Origin of the sequence: Colwellia sp. RSH04, assembly GCF_003545765.1 — a bacterium.
GTDB lineage: Bacteria > Pseudomonadota > Gammaproteobacteria > Enterobacterales > Alteromonadaceae > Colwellia.
Window position 1 is genome coordinate 1 of the sequence record NZ_QXIO01000012.1, and the last position, 21,274, is coordinate 21,274.

At 35.7% G+C, this 21,274-nt stretch carries 16 protein-coding genes; 11 read left to right on the plus strand and 5 right to left on the minus strand.

Annotated features, from left to right (window positions below; translation table 11 throughout):
- A partial coding sequence (locus D1094_RS15920; RefSeq protein ID WP_118961104.1) for a response regulator occupies positions 1-3,215 on the plus strand: 3,215 nt, incomplete at its 5' end.
- A gap of 18 nt (positions 3,216-3,233) precedes the next feature.
- Here the strand turns inward: D1094_RS15920 and D1094_RS15925 are convergent.
- Complete coding sequence (locus tag D1094_RS15925; protein ID WP_118961105.1) at positions 3,234-4,322, minus strand: phospholipase A; 1,089 nt, start codon at positions 4,320-4,322, stop codon at positions 3,234-3,236.
- 217 nt (positions 4,323-4,539) lie between these two features.
- Here D1094_RS15925 and D1094_RS15930 point away from each other — a divergent pair, with 217 nt between their 5' ends.
- The 7 genes from D1094_RS15930 (at position 4,540) to D1094_RS15960 (ending at position 13,334) form a co-directional block, all read left to right on the plus strand.
- Positions 4,540-5,277, plus strand: a complete 738-nt coding sequence (locus tag D1094_RS15930) for a 5-oxoprolinase subunit PxpA (protein WP_118961106.1) — start codon at positions 4,540-4,542, stop codon at positions 5,275-5,277.
- Between the two features lie 27 nt (positions 5,278-5,304).
- Positions 5,305-6,018: a 5-oxoprolinase subunit PxpB gene (pxpB, locus tag D1094_RS15935; protein WP_118961107.1), complete on the plus strand. Its 714-nt coding sequence runs from the start codon at positions 5,305-5,307 to the stop codon at positions 6,016-6,018.
- 6 nt (positions 6,019-6,024) lie between these two features.
- Positions 6,025-6,999: a biotin-dependent carboxyltransferase family protein gene (locus D1094_RS15940; protein ID WP_259337986.1), complete on the plus strand. Its 975-nt coding sequence runs from the start codon at positions 6,025-6,027 to the stop codon at positions 6,997-6,999.
- A 295-nt stretch (positions 7,000-7,294) separates the two neighbouring features.
- Positions 7,295-8,491 carry a collagenase gene (locus D1094_RS15945; protein ID WP_182440216.1) on the plus strand — a complete coding sequence of 399 codons (1,197 nt, stop codon included), beginning with the start codon at positions 7,295-7,297 and terminating at the stop codon, positions 8,489-8,491.
- Positions 8,492-8,582: 91 nt separating this feature from the next.
- Positions 8,583-9,425, plus strand: a complete 843-nt coding sequence (locus D1094_RS15950) for a hypothetical protein (RefSeq protein ID WP_118961109.1) — start codon at positions 8,583-8,585, stop codon at positions 9,423-9,425.
- A 448-nt stretch (positions 9,426-9,873) separates the two neighbouring features.
- The gene (locus tag D1094_RS15955) at positions 9,874-12,705 is read left to right on the plus strand and encodes a TonB-dependent siderophore receptor (protein ID WP_118961110.1); all 2,832 of its coding nucleotides are present in this window, start codon (positions 9,874-9,876) and stop codon (positions 12,703-12,705) included.
- A 137-nt stretch (positions 12,706-12,842) separates the two neighbouring features.
- Positions 12,843-13,334 carry a GNAT family N-acetyltransferase gene (locus tag D1094_RS15960; protein ID WP_259337987.1) on the plus strand — a complete coding sequence of 164 codons (492 nt, stop codon included), beginning with the start codon at positions 12,843-12,845 and terminating at the stop codon, positions 13,332-13,334.
- 70 nt (positions 13,335-13,404) lie between these two features.
- On the opposite strand, the gene D1094_RS15965 is transcribed toward D1094_RS15960, so the two are convergent.
- Together D1094_RS15965 and D1094_RS15970 are read right to left on the minus strand one after the other, a co-directional pair.
- Entirely contained in the window at positions 13,405-14,799 is a 1,395-nt protein-coding gene (locus D1094_RS15965) for a M20/M25/M40 family metallo-hydrolase (RefSeq protein WP_118961111.1), read from the minus strand.
- Positions 14,800-14,843: 44 nt separating this feature from the next.
- Positions 14,844-15,386 carry a YaeQ family protein gene (locus D1094_RS15970; protein WP_118961112.1) on the minus strand — a complete coding sequence of 181 codons (543 nt, stop codon included), beginning with the start codon at positions 15,384-15,386 and terminating at the stop codon, positions 14,844-14,846.
- Positions 15,387-15,712: 326 nt separating this feature from the next.
- Here D1094_RS15970 and D1094_RS15975 point away from each other — a divergent pair, with 326 nt between their 5' ends.
- Positions 15,713-16,834, plus strand: coding sequence for an alanine--glyoxylate aminotransferase family protein (locus D1094_RS15975; protein WP_118961181.1), 1,122 nt, complete (start codon positions 15,713-15,715; stop codon positions 16,832-16,834).
- Positions 16,835-17,006: 172 nt separating this feature from the next.
- Here D1094_RS15975 and D1094_RS15980 read toward each other — a convergent pair whose 3' ends face one another.
- Positions 17,007-17,426, minus strand: a complete 420-nt coding sequence (locus tag D1094_RS15980; RefSeq protein ID WP_118961113.1) for a VOC family protein — start codon at positions 17,424-17,426, stop codon at positions 17,007-17,009.
- 209 nt (positions 17,427-17,635) lie between these two features.
- Here D1094_RS15980 and D1094_RS15985 point away from each other — a divergent pair, with 209 nt between their 5' ends.
- Positions 17,636-18,442, plus strand: coding sequence for a mechanosensitive ion channel family protein (locus tag D1094_RS15985; protein WP_118961114.1), 807 nt, complete (start codon positions 17,636-17,638; stop codon positions 18,440-18,442).
- Positions 18,443-18,506: 64 nt separating this feature from the next.
- The gene (locus tag D1094_RS15990; RefSeq protein WP_118961115.1) at positions 18,507-19,847 is read left to right on the plus strand and encodes a magnesium transporter; all 1,341 of its coding nucleotides are present in this window, start codon (positions 18,507-18,509) and stop codon (positions 19,845-19,847) included.
- A 470-nt stretch (positions 19,848-20,317) separates the two neighbouring features.
- Here D1094_RS15990 and D1094_RS15995 read toward each other — a convergent pair whose 3' ends face one another.
- Positions 20,318-21,169 (minus strand): LysR family transcriptional regulator, encoded by an 852-nt coding sequence (locus D1094_RS15995; RefSeq protein WP_118961116.1) that lies wholly within the window; start codon positions 21,167-21,169, stop codon positions 20,318-20,320.
- Positions 21,170-21,274 lie beyond the last annotated feature (105 nt).

Sequence of the window (21,274 nt, forward strand, 5' to 3'; positions counted from 1 at the left end):
GTATGCCAAATAATATTCTTACGAAAACTGGCGATTCTAAACAGTTTAACCGGTGGATGGTGTTACTTAATGTCATTATTGTTTGTTTAGCTTTGCTTCTTGCCTATTGGGCTATTGAACAAAATAATGAAAATACACAAAAGGTTTGGCAATCTAATCTTTCTACTATACGTGCTACGACCCAAGAAGCACTCGATATCTGGGTGTCTAATCAAAAACAAAAACTTAAAGGTATTGCCTCAGATCCAGAAATTCAACATGTAGCACAAGCGCAATTGTCTCTATATAGAGCAAATAAAAACATCAGTAATAGCACTGAATTATACGAATTGAGGAAAATTTTTAGAAGGTTACAAGAGGTGAGTCAACATAAGGGATTTTTCTTAATCGCCCCTGATGGTACAAATATTGGATCAATGAGAGACAATAATCTTGCTTTAAAAAATTTAGTTTTTTTAAAACAAAGAAAATATTTTGATCAAGCCATTCAAGGGAGCACAGTATTTGTGTTACCTATGGTGTCAGATGTTGCAATAGCTGATACGCCAAATATTAACGGCTTAGATTTACCATCTACCATGTTTATTTTAACGCCTTTAATTGCTGATGATGGCGAAGTACTTGGTGTGCTTGCTGAGCGATTAGATCCGCTAGGAGAATTTAGTAAAATTTTAAAGTTAGGTCGAATTGGAGATACAGGCGAAACCTATATAGTTAACGTAAATGGTAAAATGATGTCCGAATCTCGTTTTATGCAGCAACTATATGCCATGCAAATGCTTGAATCTAATTCACAAAGTATATTATCTATTGATAAGCAAAACTCTAAAACAAAAAAACTTACTTATGCAGCGCAAAGCGCTTTGAGTAAAAAATCAGGTAGTAATGTAAAGGGGTATATAGATTATCGTGGAGTTGAAGTTATTGGTAGTTGGGCTTGGAATGATAATATTCAGGCTGCAATCATTACCGAGATAGATAAAATTGAAGGGTATCAATCTTTCTTAATTGCGCGCTTTACGATTCTGTTTATATTGTCGGTATTACTGCTGGTTATTATAAGTATTTCACTGTTCATTGTTTCAATTAGTAATAAAACGACAAGAGTATTAGCAAAAGCAAATAACAGCTTAGAAACGCGTGTTAAACAACGAACTCAACAATTAGAGCTTTCTCAAGAGCAAGTTATTGAGAATGAAAAGAAGCTACAAATTGTGTTAGATAACATCTCGGCCCTGATTTACTTGAAAGATTTGCAAGGCGTCTACTTACTTGTTAACAAAGAGTGGGAAACGACTTTAGGTTTAAAAACTGAAGATGTGGTTGGCAAAACTGATGATGAGATATTTCCACAAGAAATAGCACAAAACCTTATTGCAACAGATCAGGAAGCAATAGCTAACTCAAGTACTGTACAGTTAGAAAATATAGCTCCAGATACCGAAGGAAATATTAAAACTTATTGGACTAGCAAAATTCCTATTATAGCTGACAATGTTCATGTGACGGGTGTATTAGGAGTGTCTGTTGATATTACTGCGAGAAAAAACATGGAAGCTGAGTTAATTAATGCTAAAGAACTAGCAGAACAAGCCAATGTTGCGAAAGGAGAATTCTTGGCCAGTATGAGCCATGAAATACGAACACCTATGAATGGCATTCTGGGCATGTTGGGCTTAGTTATAGATAGTGAAGTATCACAAGACCAGCGAAAGAAATTGGAAATAGCTCAAGATAGTGCTAATTCATTGCTAACAATACTCAATGACATCTTAGATTTTTCAAAAATTGAAGCTGGGAAAATAGCGTTAGAACAAGTTGATTTTGATTTAAGAGAGTTATTTGAAAAAATAATTCGCTCTTTTGCTTTTAGAGCAGAAGATAAAAAAATTGAGCTAGTATTAGATTTAAGCAAAGTTCAGCAATCACGCATAAAAAGTGATCCCACTAGGCTACGACAAATCATAACCAATTTATTGGGTAATGCGATAAAGTTTACTCATCACGGGGAAGTTGTTTGTAAAGTATCACTGGCATCGCCAAAACATGATGAGTTAGCACTTGAAGTTTCTATAATAGATACTGGCATTGGTATACCTGAAGAAAAATTAAATCAATTATTTGAGTCGTTCTCTCAAGTGGATTCATCAACGACAAGAAAATACGGTGGCACAGGTTTAGGACTTGCGATTTGTAAAAGGTTAAGTACGTTATTAGGGGGGGAAATTACTGTTGAAAGTGAATTTAACCAAGGTAGCTGTTTTACTATTACAATACCCGTTAAAGAGAGCGAAGGAAAAAAACACTTTTTACCTCATTTAGACATGAATAATTTATCAGTGTTAGTGATTGATGATAATAATACCAACAGAATGGTCTTTGCCGAACAACTGCGGGCATGGGGTGCAACAGTTACTCACGCAGTTGATGCAGAAGATGCACTAAATGCCATTGAGCAATATGGTCAAGAAATTAATTTAGCATTAGTCGACATGCATATGCCGAAAATGGATGGATTATCATTATGTCGCGAAATAAGATCGGTAGATAAAAATAATCATATCAAATTAATTTTGATGACATCATTAAGTGAAATGGAAAATAAAACAAAGCTAGTAAACATAGGTATTAATGGCTTTTTTACTAAACCTGTGACGACATCTGAATTGCTAGAGGGTTTATCTGTTGTGGTAAAAGAAGGTAATGAAATTTTAAATGATGGCGAACTTGTTACTTCTTCTTATTTAAATTCATACGACCATTGTACTGATGAAACAACTGGTGAGGTTGATGGCAAAAATATGCTTGAAGACCCATTAGACTGTGCACAGGTAAATATTTTAGTGGTAGAAGATAATCGTGTGAATCAAATGGTGTTAAAAGGCGTGTTAGGAAAATTAGGTTTGTCGTGTGACATTGCAAAGCATGGCATCGACGCATTAGAAAAATTAAACACTTACTCCGATAAACATTACGACCTTATCATTATGGATTGCCAAATGCCTGAAATGGATGGTTACGAAACAACAAGGGCAATACGGCGAGGTGAAGGAGGCAACCATAATACTGAAATAAATATAATTGCCTTAACAGCACATGCAATGGCAACAGACAAAGCAAAATGCATTGAAGCAGGGATGAACGACTATTTAAGAAAGCCAGTAGAAAAAGAGGCTTTAATATCAGTTTTAAAACAATATATACACTACAAGTAACACTTCAACTATAAGTAACTAAAGTAAGTCGGTTAACGCGATACCTATACCAAAACGATTTTGGTTGTAGTTATAATCAATCATACTCTCACCATAGCCAGTACTGAATTGTGCATAGCCCTTTAATTTCCCCCATAAAGGAAACGTTACGCCTATTTCAGCGTATCCATTATGCGTAGCAAAGTTTTCGCGACCTTTAAATGAAAACTCATAAGTATTATAAAGTTTATAAACCATACTTAATTCGAAATGTCCCATATAATCTAAAATATCAGGGTTATCATCACCTTCATCATATATATCACTCTTGGTTTCTTCTTTTATGCGATACCAAGGTTTAAAAGAAAGCGCAAAATTTCTTTTTTCATATAAATAATGTGCATAAATACGATTCCAACTTCTAGACAGTGTTAAAGAGCGTCCATTTGATTGATGTTCAAAACCGAAAATAATACCTGAATTGCCGCCAAACGGGTGAAAGTTGATTGGTGCCATATAAAAAAACTCAGGTTGGTAGTTAGTTTCTCTAAAGGGCTTTGAAATGTCATCAGAATAGAGTTGCCACCATGATTGTAAAGTAAAGCCAAAGAATATTTGATCACCCTCAACAAAAATACTGTTTGAGGCGAGTGGAACTTTTAAACTTATTTGAAATTTAGCCTCAGTATTCGTTAAGTTCTCTGCCCAATTAGAGTGTCCTTCATAGGCAGCGCTGTTTATCTGGTTAGTTATATGAACGGGTAAAATATAATTCATTTTATGAGGGGTGATTACATAAGGATCAAATGCTGTTCTTCGCTCTTTTATGATTCTATTCGCTAATGCACCTAACTCGACGTCTTCGCTTTGAAGTTCTTCATTATCGCTAACAAGGACTTCAACCATAATACTTTTTTCGCATTGAGATTCAATTTCAGAAAGAATAGTTTTTTTATCGGCTTTTTTTACTGTTTCAATAATACATCGATCAATGTCTTTTTGAAATTTGTGATCTTCATTAAGGTGTTCATCGACATTTTCGTTAGCGGAAGAAGTAAAACTTACTAATAAAAGCAAAACAGATAAACAATAGATAAAACTAATACGTGACGAAGTGATTAGACTCATAATCTCAAATAGGCTTGGTTTAATTGTATATGATTATATCGTAAGCCTTTTAAAAGCTATAGTACAAAAAGCTAAACACGGCCTAAGTTAAAATTATCTAAAACTTGAAAACAACTTATGTATATAATTTAAGTCTATAATGATCGAATACTATATAGAAGCTGTTGAATTTAAAGTAAAGTAAAGGCATTAATAATAAAAAGTGGGCAGGGCGGTTATGAAGTTAAATTGTGATTTAGGTGAAAGTTTCGGTTCGTGGAAAATGGGGCTAGATTCAAAGGTTATGCCCTATATTGACCAAGCAAGCATCGCTTGTGGTTTTCATGCTGGCGACCCCTTAACACTAGTAAATACCTTAAACCTCGCTGCGAAGCATAACGTCGACATTGGAGCCCACCCAAGTTATCCTGATATTGTCGGCTTTGGCCGCAGAAGTATGCAATGTAGCCAAGAGGAGCTTAGCGCAATGATGCTATACCAAATTGCTGCTGTTGATGGTGTTGCTAAAAGCCAATCACTTTCATTAACTTATGTAAAACCTCATGGTGCGTTGTATAACGATATGATGAAAAACGAGCCAATACGTCAAACTATATTACAAAGTATCAGCCAATATAATCAATCAGGTGATCGGGCATTAAAATTAATGATACAAGCGACTCCAAAATTTAGCCAGCACCAAGATGAAGCAAAAAGATACAAGGTAGAGCTACTTGCAGAGGCGTTTGCTGATAGATGTTATGCTGACGACGGTAGTTTACTCTCACGCCAGCATGAAAAAGCGATACATACACAAGAGAAAATGTTGCAACAAGTAAAACAGTTAAAAGAACAAGGTACTATCACTACTGTACAAGGTAAAACGATAGCACTTACGGTAGACAGTTTATGTGTTCATGGTGACAATATGGCTGCAGTTAAATTGATTGCGAACATTAAAGAAATTTTGAGTTAGTTGAAACGTAAGTGGTTAAGTAGTTGCATGAAAAATGAACATAAAACGTTAATTAAAGCTGCAGGTGAAAATGCATTAATTCTATATTTTTCTTCAACAATTAATGATAAAACTGCGAGTAAAATTCAATGTGCTACGTTAAAAATAAAACAATCTCTCTCTAACTATATTCTTGATTTAACACCATCATATGCCTCATTGCTAGTAACGTTTGATATGTATAAGATTGATCATCATCAATTAAGAAATAAGTTGAGAACGCTGTTGGCTACAATTGATGATGTACAAGCACCTAATCATCAACATATTGTTGAGTTACCGGTTTGTTACCATGAAGATTTTGCTCCTGAATTACCCTTAATCGCAAAACAAGCCAGCTTAAGTTGCGACGACGTTATTCAGCTTCATCAATCCACGGTTTATACGGTATATGCCATAGGATTTGCACCAGGGTTTGCCTATTTAGGTGAAGTAAACGATAAAATTGCCATGCCGCGCTTAGCGACACCTCGACTAAAAGTACCTAAAGGGGCGGTTGCCATTGCTGATAGACAAACAGCCATTTACCCAAATACATCACCCGGTGGTTGGAATATAATTGGTTGCAGTCCAATAATAATGTTTGACCAAAAGGCAACACCAACTATGCCTGTTAACGTTGGTGATAAAGTTAAGTTTACCGCAATTTCGAAAGAAGAATTTTTCACCTTAGGTGGTAAATTCCCTATGTTCCATGACTAATTAAATATGATGAATAAAAGAAAAGACAATCAGATAATGCTCGGTTTTTTAGTGAAAAAGCCAGGTGTTTTATCGTTGATTCAAGACAGTGGACGATTTGGTCATGCCCAAATGGGGCTAACCCAAGGTGGCCCAGCAGATAAAGAGGCCTTCTATTGGGCAAACCGCTTATGTAACAATGATGTTGATGTTGCAATGGTTGAGGTCAGTGTGGGGGGGATTGAGTTATTAGCTCAATTAGATACGGTTATTGCTGTTACAGGCGCTAAAATGCAATTATCTATTAACGCAAAAGAAGTGCCCATGTGGCGAAGCCATCAAATTAAAGCGGGTGATTTGATAACTTTAGATTATGCGCAATCAGGCTTGCGTAGTTATTTGGCAGTTAAAGGTGGTTTTAAAATAAAAGAGTCGTTTGGTAGTGTGTCAACCGTATGCCGTGAAGGTGTAGGTGGTTTAAAGGGAAGTCAGTTACTTAAACATGACCTCTTACCCTGTGATGAGTATAAATTCTCTGAAACTGATTACAGCTTGATGTTACCAGCTGACCAGGTACCGCATTATGGTCAATCTGCTAGGTTAAGAACAATACCGAGTTATCAACAACAACACTTTAATTCATTTGAACAACGACTGTTTTACTCGAGTGAGTATAGCGTTTCCTCTGACAGTGATCGCATGGGATACCGACTTAAAGGGCAAGCAATTAACTGTGAAGTGTCAGGTATTTTATCTGAAGGTATTTGTCATGGCGCCATTCAAATTCCAGCAGATGGACAGCCTATAGTGTTACTTAACGACAGACAAACGATAGGAGGATACCCTAAAATTGGCTCAGTTATTTCTATTGATACCAATAAATTAGCGCAGTTACGACCAAGTGATAAAGTGCACTTTGAACCTATTTCAATGGAAAAGGCTAATAATATCTTTCATTTATCTCGTCATAAAAGTAGAGCTGTAACCCTCATTAAATGCTAGGTCGTGTTGAACCTTCTCACTCATAAATCATCTTGAAAAAGCGACAAGGCCTAGTTAAATAAAAATAAATCATTAACCACTTATAAATAAAGTAATTACTAATAACTATTCAAGTAAAAAATACCATAAAAATATCCTTATTACAGCGATATTTAGATTAAAAACCTAAAAATATTATACAATATATTGGATCTTTTGTTATTTATGGGTTATAAAATATACACGCAAGGGAAAATGCATACATAAAAAAGCTAGGAAGGTGAATAATTATAAAAACCTAGGAAGTAATATGACCATGAATAAAGCAATTATACCAAGCGTAATCTCTACTGTAATAATGTTGTCATCAACAGCTTTTGCAGGAAAGCCAACCGAATCTTCAGTTCTACCTTTATCCCACACTTGTAGCAGTACACTAAAATTTAGAGCACAAGATATGACAGCCGCACAATTTGCTGATTCTTGTGCACAGGTGGGGGCAGAAGAACAATACTTTCATCAACGTCTAGAAACAAATGGCATGCCTGTAGATAATGATTTAAATGAAGATTTGAAAATGGTTATTTTTGATGATTACGATCAGTATAATCGTTATGGTGGTCGTATTTATGGTATAGGTACTAATAATGGTGGAATTTATATTGAAGGTAATGCGACGGATTCATCGAATCAAGCTGCTTTCTATGCCCATGAAGCTGATTGGTTAAGACCTGATTTTCAAATTTGGAACTTAAAGCATGAGTATGTTCATTACTTAGATGGTCGCTTTAATTTAAAAGGAAACTTCTCAGATTACCCATCGACAACAGTATGGTGGTCTGAAGGTTTAGGTGAATACATATCTCTTGAAGATAACAACGCAGAAGCCATTGCTCTTATAAATGCAAGTGGTTCAAACCGTACATTAGCTGATGTATTTGCGACAAGTTACAGCAATAGCTCTGATGAAATCTATCGCTGGGGTTATCTAGGTGTTCGTTTTATGTTCGAAATGCATATGAATGATATTCGCTCATTACGATCAACAGCCCGTGCAGCAGATTGGAGTAGTTATCAAGCAGATTTAAATGCTTGGGGATATAGCTATGAACAAGAATGGCAGAACTGGCTAATAACACTTGCGGGTGGTACGACTGATCCAACAGATCCAACAGATCCAACAGATCCAACTGACCCACCAACAGAGCCAGGCTCAGAAGTATTGATTGATACTATCGCGAGTGCTTCAGCACGTAACTGGGCATACTATGAAATATCACCGCAAGAATCAGGTAGCTTAACGGTGACTATTTCAGGTGGAACTGGCGATGCAGACTTGTATGTTAAAGCCGGATCACAACCAAGTAAGCGCTCGTATGATTGTCGTCCATATAAAACAGGTAATACAGAAAGTTGTCAAATTAATGTAAATGCTGGTGAAACTTACCACATAGGTTTAAATGCCTACAAATCGTTCGATGGTGTAAGCTTAAAAGCCACATTGAATTATTAAGCTAAGCTTATTAAATTTAATCTCCCAAAAAATTGCTTTAACATGAAAGTGTTAAAGCAATTTTTCTATCGGCTTTTATTCGAGGTTTATAATGAAACAAAAATTAAGTTTACTTTTCACGCTATTAACAACGGTAGCTATTTCTCCTCTGGCAACGGCAATCGATTTATCAGCGATTAAAAAACAAGGAAATTTAATCAGCGAGAAATTAGCTCATGAGTATGAATCTCAGCCAATAACAAAGCGTTTTGCGATTAATCATATATCGCATCAGTATTTAATGGGATATGGCCAAGTATTTACGGTAGAAACTAATGTCGATTTTTTACCTATTTTAAATAGTATCTCTAGCGACTCACAACATAGCCACTCTAATAGTGAGCTAACACAGACAAAAAACCATAAACCAAAACCACATGAGCAAAAAACATTAGCAAATCTTCAACTTGAACAGAGAAATCTAGCTCATCATGAGTTTTCATTACATAAGAAAATTGAATCAATGCAGAAGCAAAGTAAAACTTCAAATCAAGAAAGTACCATGCAAAAGCTTGATCAAAATATACGTAAATCACAATCAGAATTAGATCAGTTACGAGAGAAAAAACAACTTATAGCGATACAAATACAAAATAAGAAAATGGCAAACACCATGAAACAATCAAGCTCAACGTCAACCCCCTCTGTCTCTAGACAAGCCATTTATCAAAACATGCTTAAAAAAACGTATGAGTTAGTGTGTAGCGATAATCTATTATCATCATTGCCTGAAAACGAACAATTAACAGTAATATTTAAGGGCTTAGGTGATGAAGAAAAAGATAACTATAATGATGAAGTACTCGTCATGAATAACAACAGTATTGCTAAATGCCAAAGCCAAGAAATAACGGTTACACAACTTGATACTCAGGTTGAAAAGTACCAGTATTAAATGAATTTAACTTAAAAAGACTAGGTATTCTATATCACCTCCTTAAAGAAAGCTTAATAGCAATATTAAGCTTTTTCTTATCATTTTTTAAAAACCGCTCCTTGTTACAATTTATTTTTTAATTTAATTTCGATATTTTAAAAACATCGAGTGAATAAGTATCTTTTATAGTTAATATTTTATTCAGTGTTTTTTTTTTGTTTTTTTTAACTAAGCATTGAATAGCTTAGCTTTAACACTTCTTTTCTTAAAAATGTAACAGAATATTCATTGATGTATTTGTAATACAATTCAACGTTACCTCAGTATTTTAGCACTATACGGCTTACCGAAGGCTTGACATCATCTTATCTAGGTATATTGTATACCGTATGTTTTGGCATATTCCAGATGAATGAATCTTTAGAATTGCTTTGTCATAAAACTAAGAAAATATAAGAGGAATTACATGTTTAAATTAAAACCAATCAGTATTGCTTTAATGGCTGCTAGCGTGTCAACTTATGCCTTGGCGGAAGAGTTGCCTTCTCAATCAAGTGTTGAAGAAGTAGAAAAAATTATTGTAACAGGGTCTCGTATTGCAAGACCAGGCGTTGAAACAGCCTCACCTGTTGTGTCTATTGAAGCAGCAGATCTAGCTATAACGGGTAGCATGAATGTAGCAGAGGCTCTAGCTACCTTACCACAGTTTGCTATGGGTATTGAATCGAGTAACAACTCATACAACCCAGGTAATGCTGGGATGTCTACGGTGAATTTACGTGGTTTAGGCTCGCATCGTACCTTAGTGTTAATTAATGGGCACCGTCCAACACAAATGGTTGATGCTGACGGTCGCTTAGTAACAGATATGCAGAATATCCCTGCATCATTAATTCAGCGAATAGAAATTCTTACGGGAGGCGCATCAGCGGTATATGGCTCTGATGCGGTTGCAGGTGTTGTTAATGTTATTTTAAAGAAAGACTTTGAAGGTTTTGAAGCAAACTTACAAGCGTTCTCTACAGAAGAACAAGATGGCGAAACACAAGCTTTATCCTTAAGTTATGGTACTAATTTTAATGATGATAAAGGCAATATTGTTTTTAGTGTTGATTATTATAACCAAGAAGAGATGACCTATGCTTCTCGTCCAGGTTCAAACGGCCAAACAGAATATATCAGAAACCCATTAGACCCAGATGCTGAAGATAACGGTATTCCAAACCAAGTCATATTAAACAATGTCGGGTGGGCTGATTATAATATCCCTAGTAATAGACCAACCTTTATGTCGGGTAACAGCTATGATTATTTTCAGTTTAATCGTAATGATGATGGCACGTTAGGTGAAGGTTATCGCGCCATCTTAGATTCGGAAATTCATGAGTACTACATGCAATCTGATGATTTAAACCCTAATATGTATTCTAGTGTTGGCCCGACTCAAGCAGTACAGCCGTATGATCGCATTAACTTAAATTTACGCGGTGGCTATGAAATTACAGATACTATATATTTAACGGCAGATGTTAGTTACGCAAAAGTTGATGCTGAAATTACTATGGATCCTGAGTTTCTTTTTTCATGGGACGCTTGGGTAAATGTTTATGATGCACCTTTTGATATTCCACAAGTGGTTGTTGATGCCGCAGAGTCTGATGGTACTAACTGGATAGCTATCCCTTATACCTATAATGACATGGGTAATAGGATAACTGATGTTGAACGTGAATATGTCTCTGCATCTTTTGCTTTTGAAGGAGATTTATCAAACGGATGGGCTTGGGATGTATTTTTAGCCGGTGGTAAAACTACAGTAGATGAAACTTCTAAAAACCGTTTAAATACAGAGCGTTCTTTCGGATTTTCTGTTTTTGGTGAATGTGAAGAAACGAATAGCTGTGGCGTTATTAACCCTTTTGAGCCATTATCGAATGAAGTGATTGATTATATTAAACTTGACCCTTTCACAGACACTTCTGAAACCTCTCAATATACTTTATCTGGTAACCTTAGTGGAGATATTGTTGAGCTACCTGCGGGTGATTTAATGTTTTCAACGGGGGTAGAGCTTAGACATGAGGAGTTAGTTGCTACGCCTTCACAGGTTTCTTTAAATGGCACAAATCGAGGAAAAACTAAAGGTGCTACCGATGTAGATCGTGATATACAGGAAGTGTATGTTGAACTTGTCGCGCCTTTAGTTAAAGATGTCACAATGGTGAAATCGTTAGATGTTGAAGCGGCTTACCGATATGCTAATTACACCTATGCAGGCAGTAATGATAGTTGGAAAGTGGGTGCAAACTGGGCGATGGATGATAACTTAAGAGTACGTACCATCTATTCAAAAGCAGTTCGTGCGCCACAACTAACAGAGCTATTTAGACCAGAATCTATTGTTTTTAATCGTTATATGGATCCTTGTGATGTTGATGAAGTTCCTTTGGCCAATGAACCAGACGTTCGTGCAGCCAACTGTGCAGCTTTAGGTTTGCCTGCAGATTTTGAGTCTGAAATGCGCATTACAACAGGTTCAGATGTACGAGTACAAGGCAATGAAGACTTAAACGTTGAAACAGCCTATACATTAACCGCTGGCTTAGTCTTTACACCGCAATTTATCGATGATTTTAGTTTATCAATTGATTATTTTGATATTGATTTAGAAGACGGTATTACCCAGTTTGGTGCTTCAACAACCGCAGAAATGTGTGTTGATGCGAGTACAATTAATAATGTTTTCTGTCCACAAGTAACACGTAAAACTGATGGTAATATCGACATAGTTAACGACACCTATGTTAATGCCAATAAAATGCGACGTCGCGGTTTTGACATACAAAGTTACTATGGTTTAAGTATGGATCAGTTTGGTGATTTAGGCTTTAGTTTATACGCGACTCATTTATTAGAAAGCTCGTTTACTGAATCCGATTTAGCTGGTGCAGATAGAGATGAGTGGGTTGGCGTTAATGGTACACCAGATTGGAAAGCCTCATTTTCTATTGATTATACTCTTGGTGATTTGACGATTGGTTGGCAGGCTAATCATTCTTCTGATGTGATTTATGCTTTAGAAGCAACCGCTGAAGATTATTCGCACTATAGAATACCTAGCTCTACGTTACATAATATGCGAGTTGGTTATAACTTAACAGAACAAGCTAATATTTACTTTGGTATTAATAATGTTGCTGATAAAGATTGGTTAGGTATGCCTGGCGCAAGTCGTGGTGGCTCAACGTATCCTATTTCAGGTCGTGGCTACTACGCTGGTGTTAACTTAAGCTTCTAAGCTTAAAAATATTCACTTAAGCAAAGAGTTACAATATAAAGCACAAGCAATATTGCTTGTGCTTTTTTTATTCTATTTTTGCGTGCGTTAACATTAACATGGGTTTTATTTAATTATGATATTATTAAAAGATATGAATGAACGAAGAGTTTACAAACGACATGAAGTTTACGATTAGTTTTCGTAATGTTAAACATGATGATTTGGATTTTTTAGTTAAATTACGGAAAAAGTCCATGAATCAGCACTTGCTTGCAGCAGGTATTAAAATGTCTAACGAGCAACATATTGAGCGTGTTAAAGAAGCTTTTTATGAAAGCCATATTATATTGTGTGACAGAAAACCTATTGGCGTTGTTAAGTTTGGTGTTATCACTCAAAAATTAACCGAAAAGAGTCTACATATAAGGCAGTTACAGATTTTGCCTGAATACCAAGGCAAAGGCATAGGGAGTAAAGTACTCAATGTTGTAAAGAAAAAAGCCTTACAGCTCTGCTTGCCCATTACGCTTAATGTGCTATTAAAAAACCCTGCAAGAGGGCTTTATTTACGTCATGGTTTTCAAGTTGAAGGGAAAAACAAGTATGAATATCAACTTAGGTGTCCAATAGATGTGATAGCCGCTTAGCTATAAATGAATTTTTTAATGAGCTAAGCGACTAATTATTGGTTTTTATTACGTTATTGATATTGTTTTTTTAGTATATTCGCCCTTTATTTTTAACTAGGTTTGGATCTATACGTGAAGGAGTAATTTTTCCTTCAACTAGTGGTGTTGTCGCAATAGCTAAGGTTTTAATCACTTGATGCATTGATGATAAATCTACACTGTTTATATCATCACTTGTTTGATGATAGTGTTCATCTTTATCCAACTGCGTACTACTAAAACTATGAGCAGGTACACCTAAACGCGCTAATGTCGCGTTATCTGAACGATAAAACAGATTTTGTTTAGGGTAAGGATCATTATGAACTTTTAACGTGTTATTGTCAGTGCTCGCGAGAGCGTTGTTTAATTGTTCACCTAAGCTTGAGCGATCCATACCTGTCATCCAAACGGTTCCTGCACCAAACTTAGACGGTTTACCAATCATTTCAATGTTAACCATAGCCGTAATTGTGTCAGGGTTGAGTTGCTTTGAAAAATACTTTGAACCAAAGCCACCAATCTCTTCAGCACTAAATGCAGCGAACATTACGGTTCTTTCGTTAGCGTGCGTTTTACTAAAGTGTTCAGCTAAATTAATGATGGCTGAAGTGCCAGAAGCATCATCGTCAGCACCGTTGAATATCTCACTGTCACCTTGCATACCAAGATGATCATAATGGGCAGAATAAAGCACAATTTCATCAGCTTTAGATTTACCTGGTAATACACCGACAACATTTTTCAATACGGTTTTGTTAACAGTGTTAGAAGCTTGAACAGTAAATTTCTTAAGATTCTTGTTATTACTTAACACTAAAATGATACTGCCACCCGTTAACTCACCGCTTTGTTTTTCACTCGTTTCTAGTTTAGTAATGCCTCGATTAAAATAAGCTTGGTAACGCTTGAACATTTTTTCGTGAGCGGTATTGACTAAAACAATATGGTTACCGCCTTGGTGATTAATTTCTTGCAATGATGAACGCATATCATCATCTTCACCAATAGAATGAATGTTTATCGTTTTATCATTTTGCCAATTTATCTCATCGTTACTACTAGCAATAGCGAGTTTGTCGCTTGGAATTGAGTTTTCATTTAACGTGACGTTAAGTTTTTCAGGTGTGACTGTTTTAATACGGTATTCTTGTAAAAAGCTTTGAATGTCATTAGCCGAACCAGATTGACTTGTTAACCCAATAGCTTTAAAACGCTCTGCAATATAATTTGCTGCTGTATTAATATCTTTAGAAAAATTTCCTCGCCCTTGTAATTCATTACTGGCAAGGTAAGTGACATCTTTTGATACTTGCTCAAAAGAAATATTGGCATTAACTTGAGTTTCAACGCTTGGTTGTGTGGTATTACAGGCGGTTAATGCAGATACAGCTATAACTGCTGTTACGCGTATTGCGTTATTGAGTTTCGATATTTTTAACATAAATTTCACTATAGTCGCGTTAAGTTTAATGGTTGAGCGTTAACTCATTGTGGTGGCTTTAAAACTTTAGTTTCGATGAGTAACGTTTCATCATTGCTAGTAAGCCACATTTGACCATCTTGAATACTACATTGAAAGTCCATAGAACGACTAATAAAATTCACTAATGCGTCACATGTCTCTTGTTCAAAATACTCTACAGTGAGTTTACCAAACTTGTTGAGTGCATTTTCAACTTGTGACCACCAAGTATTAACACTAGCGCCGTAGCTGTAGAGTTTAACCTGCTCGGCTTTATTACATGCCTTTTTGAGGCGTTTCTCATCAACTTGGCCTAGTTCAATCCATAAATTAATTTCGCCGCTGTAATTAACCAGCGAAATAGCTGCTTCATCTTCATCACTTACGCCCTTACCAAACGATAAATCTGTATGAGCATTTAGTAGGAAGGCGATCAAGCGCACCATCATTCTTTGGTCTGTTTCCGATGGGTGTTTGGCGATGGTTAATTGCAAACTATCGTAGTAATTTCTATCCATATCAGCTAATTCGATATTAGCTTTATAAATTGTTGATTTAAGTGCCATAAAAGGTGATTTATTAATAAGTAGATAGCTTATGTTACCAGTAAACTTGTGTGATGAGTAAGTCTACTTGAGTTATTGATGAATCTACTGAGGTTTTTAGTCAATCTATAAGTCGGGGTAATCACACAACGTACAATATTAAATAAGCTAATATAGAGCTTACTAATATTTTATTTATTGATGCTATTTATTAACTCTATGCTTATTAGTATTGTGAATACCTAGGATAATGGTAATTAATTTAATAAATAGTACTTACAATGGTATGTTACCAAGTACTAATAGATAACCTAAATACTCAGTGTATTGCCCTAAATGAGGCCATTATGACAATTCAATCTTTTATACCACCGCAACGAACACTAATGGGCCCAGGGCCTTCAGATGTTAGTCCTAGAGTGTTATCTGCACTAGGTAGACCGACCGTAGGTCACTTAGACCCAAGCTTTGTTGGCATGATGGATGAAGTGAAATCATTATTGCAATATGCCTTTAAGACTGAAAATACCTTTACTATGGCTGTTTCAGCACCAGGATCTGCAGGCATGGAGGCGTGTTTTGTTAACTTACTCACACCAGAAGATACTGTGGTTGTTTGTCGAAACGGAGTGTTTGGCGCTCGCATGATAGAAAATGTACAGCGTATTGGCGCAAAAGTTATTATTGTTGATTGTCCATGGGGCAGAGCAGTCGACCCTCAAGCACTAGAAGATACTTTAAAGCAAAACCCTCAGGCCGGTTTTGTTGCCTTTGTACACGCTGAAACCTCCACGGGGGCTTTATCTGATGCACAAACCTTATGTGCTATTGCAAGAAAATATGATTGTTTAACTATTGTTGATGCTGTGACGTCTTTAGCGGGTGTCGAATTAAGGGTTGATGATTGGGGCATAGATGCTATTTATTCGGGCAGCCAAAAGTGCTTGTCATGTGTACCTGGTTTGTCACCCGTAAGTTTTAGCGATAGAGCAGCAGACGTTATCAAAAACAGAACAATACCTGTGCAGAGTTGGTTTTTAGATCAATCGCTCGTCATGGAGTACTGGTCAGGGCAAGGTAATCGAAGTTATCATCATACAGCGCCCGTGAATTCTTTATATGCATTACATGAATCATTAGTCATGTTAAAAAATGAAGGATTAGAGCAAAGTTGGGTACGTCATAAAGCTCAACATGAAAAACTAAGTCTAGGCCTAGGTGATTTAGGCTTAGATTATATTGTACCTAAGCAAGAACGCTTGCCACAGTTAAACTCTGTGTATATTCCTAAAGGAATTGATGACGTTAAAGTCAGACAGTATTTATTAAAGGAATACAACTTGGAAATCGGTGCTGGTTTAGGTCAGTTTGCGGGTGAAGCATGGCGTATTGGTTTAATGGGCTACGCAGCTAGAACGGAGAATGTCGCTTTATGTTTAGCCGCACTTAAAGATGCTTTATCTCAATAAAGCCTAAAACGAGTAGCGCTAAACGTAACGTTAAATATAATAATAGATAATTAGAGTGAATGGCTTGCTAAGCTTGTCGTTATTCACTCTCAATTTTTTTGTTACTTATTAATACCATTTCGCTAAGCGATTAATTGCTTTACGGATTGGTAAAAGGCGTGTTCAAGTGAACTTACCAAGTACCAATATTTTCCATACTTAACCATGGTTCTTGTGAAGGTAACGGCTCGCCTTTTTGCAATAATTCAATTGAAATGTTGTCAGGCGATTTTATAAAAGCCATTTTGCCGCAGCGTGGCGGACGGTTAATAACGACACCAGCCTCTTGAAGTTTCTGGCAAGTTTCATAAATATCATCAACTTGAAAAGCCAAATGGCCAAAATTCCTACCTGTAGTGTAATCTTCTGTTGAACCCCAATTATAGGTTAGTTCTATTTCAGCTTCACCTTCGGCTGTCGCAAGAAATATTAAGGTAAATTTTCCAGCAGGTACTTCGTGACGACGCGTTTCAATAAGGCCGAGCTTGTTAATGTAAAAATCTAGTGAGGCGTCTAAGTCATGGACTCTAACCATAGAGTGTAAAAATTTCATTTCATTACCTTGTTAATAATACTGGGTGTCTACACGTTAAAATGTGTAGGTAAATAAAAGAGATTAGAAATTATAAAGCTGACTCCACAGAAAGTAATCTATAATTTAGTTTTTCTAGGTATTTGTCATCAAAACAAAAATTATTCTATTTAAAAAAATATACTATTCGACTATAGTCCGCGAAATTATTAATTATCTATTAAATTATTATGGAACTTACTTCTAACTTTAAATTAGCCCTAACAATAGGGGCGATTATTTTAGCGATTATCTTAAAGGTATTCATCAGTACTTTTTTGAAAAAAAGATACAAAAAGAAAGGTTTAGATAAACGTTATTTAGTTAATAATATTAAAAATGCCATAAACCTAATGCTTATTGTACTGTTATTTTTCTTTTGGAGTACTGAATTACAAAGGTTTGCGCTATCAATTGCTGCTTTTGTGGTGGCTATTGTGATCGCGACAAAAGAAATCATTCAATGTTTTATTGGTTTTATTTATTTATCTACCAGTGCACCTTTTAGGATTGGCGATTGGGTTCAGGTTAATGATAATTGTGGTGAAGTATCTGAAATCGACTGGGCAAAAGTAACCCTGTTAGAAGTTGATATACATACTTATTCTTATACGGGTAAAACTATTTATTTGCCAAACAGTTTACTTATGCTGCAATCAATTCGAAATCTGAATTTTATGCGTCGATATGTAAACCATTCGTTTGCTATTGTTCGCGAGAGTACCAATGCGGTGCCCATTAATTTAATCAGCGAATTAAAACAAAAGGCAATAACATACTGTAGTAGCTTTAAAGATGTTGCAGAGCGCTATAATGCGCTTATAGAAAACAGGCTTGATGTCGCAATAGCAGGGCCTGAACCAAGTATAAAAATATCTACCACGGATATTGGCCATGTCAAAATAACATTTAGTTTATTTTGCCCTACTGAAGATGCGATTGAAATTGAGCAAAAGCTAACAACCGATTTCTTTGTTTTGTGGAACAATTACAGTTAACTGAATAGGGTTACTAGCAAAAAAAGCCACGAATAAAACTTATACGACTTTAAAGGATGGATGTATGGATAGCTCAACAGGAGTAACTGATCTTGATGAACTGCTTGGTTTACTAGAGCAGGAAACTGTTCAGTTACCAAAGCATTTCGATGAAATAAATTCATCTCAGTGGGCACGTATTTTAGAAAGCTTAACCAATGAGCAAAGGTTACGTTTATGGGATAAAATTGATAGTTCGCACGCAAGTTCTATCCTCGCTGAGTTACATGAAGATACCTTACAACAGTTCCTTGCGGTATTACCTCAAGGTTCAATTGAAAAGACAGTTTGTGCGAGTAGTCAATCTGAAGCCGTAGAAATTCTTGAAGCACTGTCTCAAAAAGCCGCTAGAAGAATCATTAAAAAATTAACGCCTGAAGCAAAAAACCGTGTCGAACTTTCATTTAGTTACACTGAAGAGCAAGTGGGGCGTTATGCAAATCAACAAGTTTATACTATTGATGCCAATGAAAAAGTAGCAGAAGTTATCGCTGAAATAAAAGAAAGTGAGAATACCTTAGCGTCGAGTAACTTTATTGTGCTTAATGGTGACTTTCATTATCAAGGTGAAGTTTCAATTAATGATCTACTTAATGCAAAAAACAAAGAGAAAATTGCAGAATTAGTTCATAGCACAGAAATAACGTTGCTTGATCAACAACCATTATTAGAGGCGTCTAACTTGGTAAAGGATAGTCAAAAGAACTATCTGCCCGTTATTCAATCTGATGGACGATTTGTTGGTGTTTTCTCAATTCAAGATGCGTTAAATGTATTCCAAAACTTTTACGAGGCTCAAGTTGCTCATATGGGTAATGTGAGTGATGAAGATCTGTTTTCTCCTGTGATTAAAAGCTCAAGACGAAGAGCGGTATGGTTAGGTATCAATTTATTAACGGCGTTTTTAGCTTCATTTGTTATTGGTATTTTTGACAAAGTTTTAATCGAGGTAGTAGCACTTGCTGTATTGATGCCTATTGTTGCAAGCATGGGAGGAATAACAGGGAGTCAGTCATTAACCTTAACAATACGAGGTTTAGCAACAGGACAAATAAGCAAAGGCAATTTAGTAACGCTTAGAAATAAGGAGTTTTTAGTTGCTTTACTTAATAGCTGTTGCTGGGCTGTTTTAGTCGCTTTTGTAAGCTTTTATTGGTTTGAAAACGTGGCACTGGCTATTATTATTGCCATTTCAATTATGATAAATATGCTGGTTGCAGCATTTGCAGGCGTATATATCCCCGTTTTACTAGAAAAGTTTGGCATTGATCCCGCTATCGCAGGCTCGGTTATATTAACAACAGTAACTGATGTCGTAGGATTTTTTGTCTTTTTAGGCGGCGCTACTTTTATTTTTTTAAGTTAAGCGTTGAAAGTGATTTTTATCAAAATAGGCATGTGTCTTCTTAATGTCAGAACTAGCTAGATGACAAAGTCGCAATAAAAAAACTCAAAAGAATAAACACAATAACGGCAAGGTTAACAGCATCTATTTTTAACCATTTCATAATATACCTCTTAAGACCTACTATTTATTAACATTTTAAGAAAAGTGCTTTAAAAATAAAAACTAATAATAATTGTGGCGTCGACAAATATAATTTGTTGAGCTGATGTCGCTTAGATATATATCTTATTCTAATACGTTGAGCGTACATACTTGTGTTAACAACAAAAAGTGTTAACAACAAAAAGTGTTAACAACAAAAATAATTTGTCGTTTCAACAAAAAAAATTCAATGATCATCAATCCTTACTTATAGGGCAAATTGAATGAATAACACCGTTTAATAAAATATATTTATCAAACTCATTATGTTTTTTGAACGTTCAAGGCTAATTTCTCACATACGGGAATAATGTCAAAGCGTCCTTAACTAAGTTAGTTTTGCTACTTTTAGCTAAATAAATGGCATATATATCGCGACTATACTCAGGTGCTTTGTCAACAGGGTGAAGCTTTCCTTTTCTAATATGTTCAAAACACATTTGTTTTGGTAAGTAGGCACAACCTGACGCTTCTAGAATAAAATTGAGCGCTATTCTAGGCTGACTCATATGGTGACGAATCACATCAAATGAACCATAGTCCCTTAATATTTGACTATTGACGGATTCGCCATAATCAACCATGACCATATTTTCTATATTCTCCATCGTGTTAAAGATTTGTTCTTTATCTGTTGACACGAGCTGAAGCGGTACAGTGGCAACCTTTTCATTAACAATATCTTCGACAAAGGGCGGTTCGAATAGAAAAGCAATATCAATAAGCCGACTAATAACTTGCTTTCTTAACTCTAACGGTGAGTAAGTTTGCGTGAATAAATGTACATCATCTAGATTGCGGTGAATTTTTTGAAGCCAGTCTTGTAAAACTATGTCCCAAATAGACATCATAGAGCCAACAAATAATTGGTGAGAGTTAGTTTGTGCCACGCTAACGTCTTGTTTGAGTTTTTGCCACATAATCATCATTTCATTGGCGTGCTTAACTAAGCGATGACCTTCAGCAGTAAGCTTTAATCGTTTTTGTGTGCGATCAAATAGCAGTACACCTAACTCTTCTTCTAATTGCTTAATTCTGCTACTTACAGCTGCTTGCGTTAAATAAAGATTTTCAGCAGTAACTCTAACATGCAAAGTTTGGCTTACTTCTAAGAAGGTGGTTAAAAGTTCAATTTTCATTAGATACCTATTGATAGATTTTTTTTATCAAACCGTTATTTTTATTTTGATTTTCTTTTTGAAAAAGATCAACTAAATTTCGCTGCATAAAACATTTATTCAAAA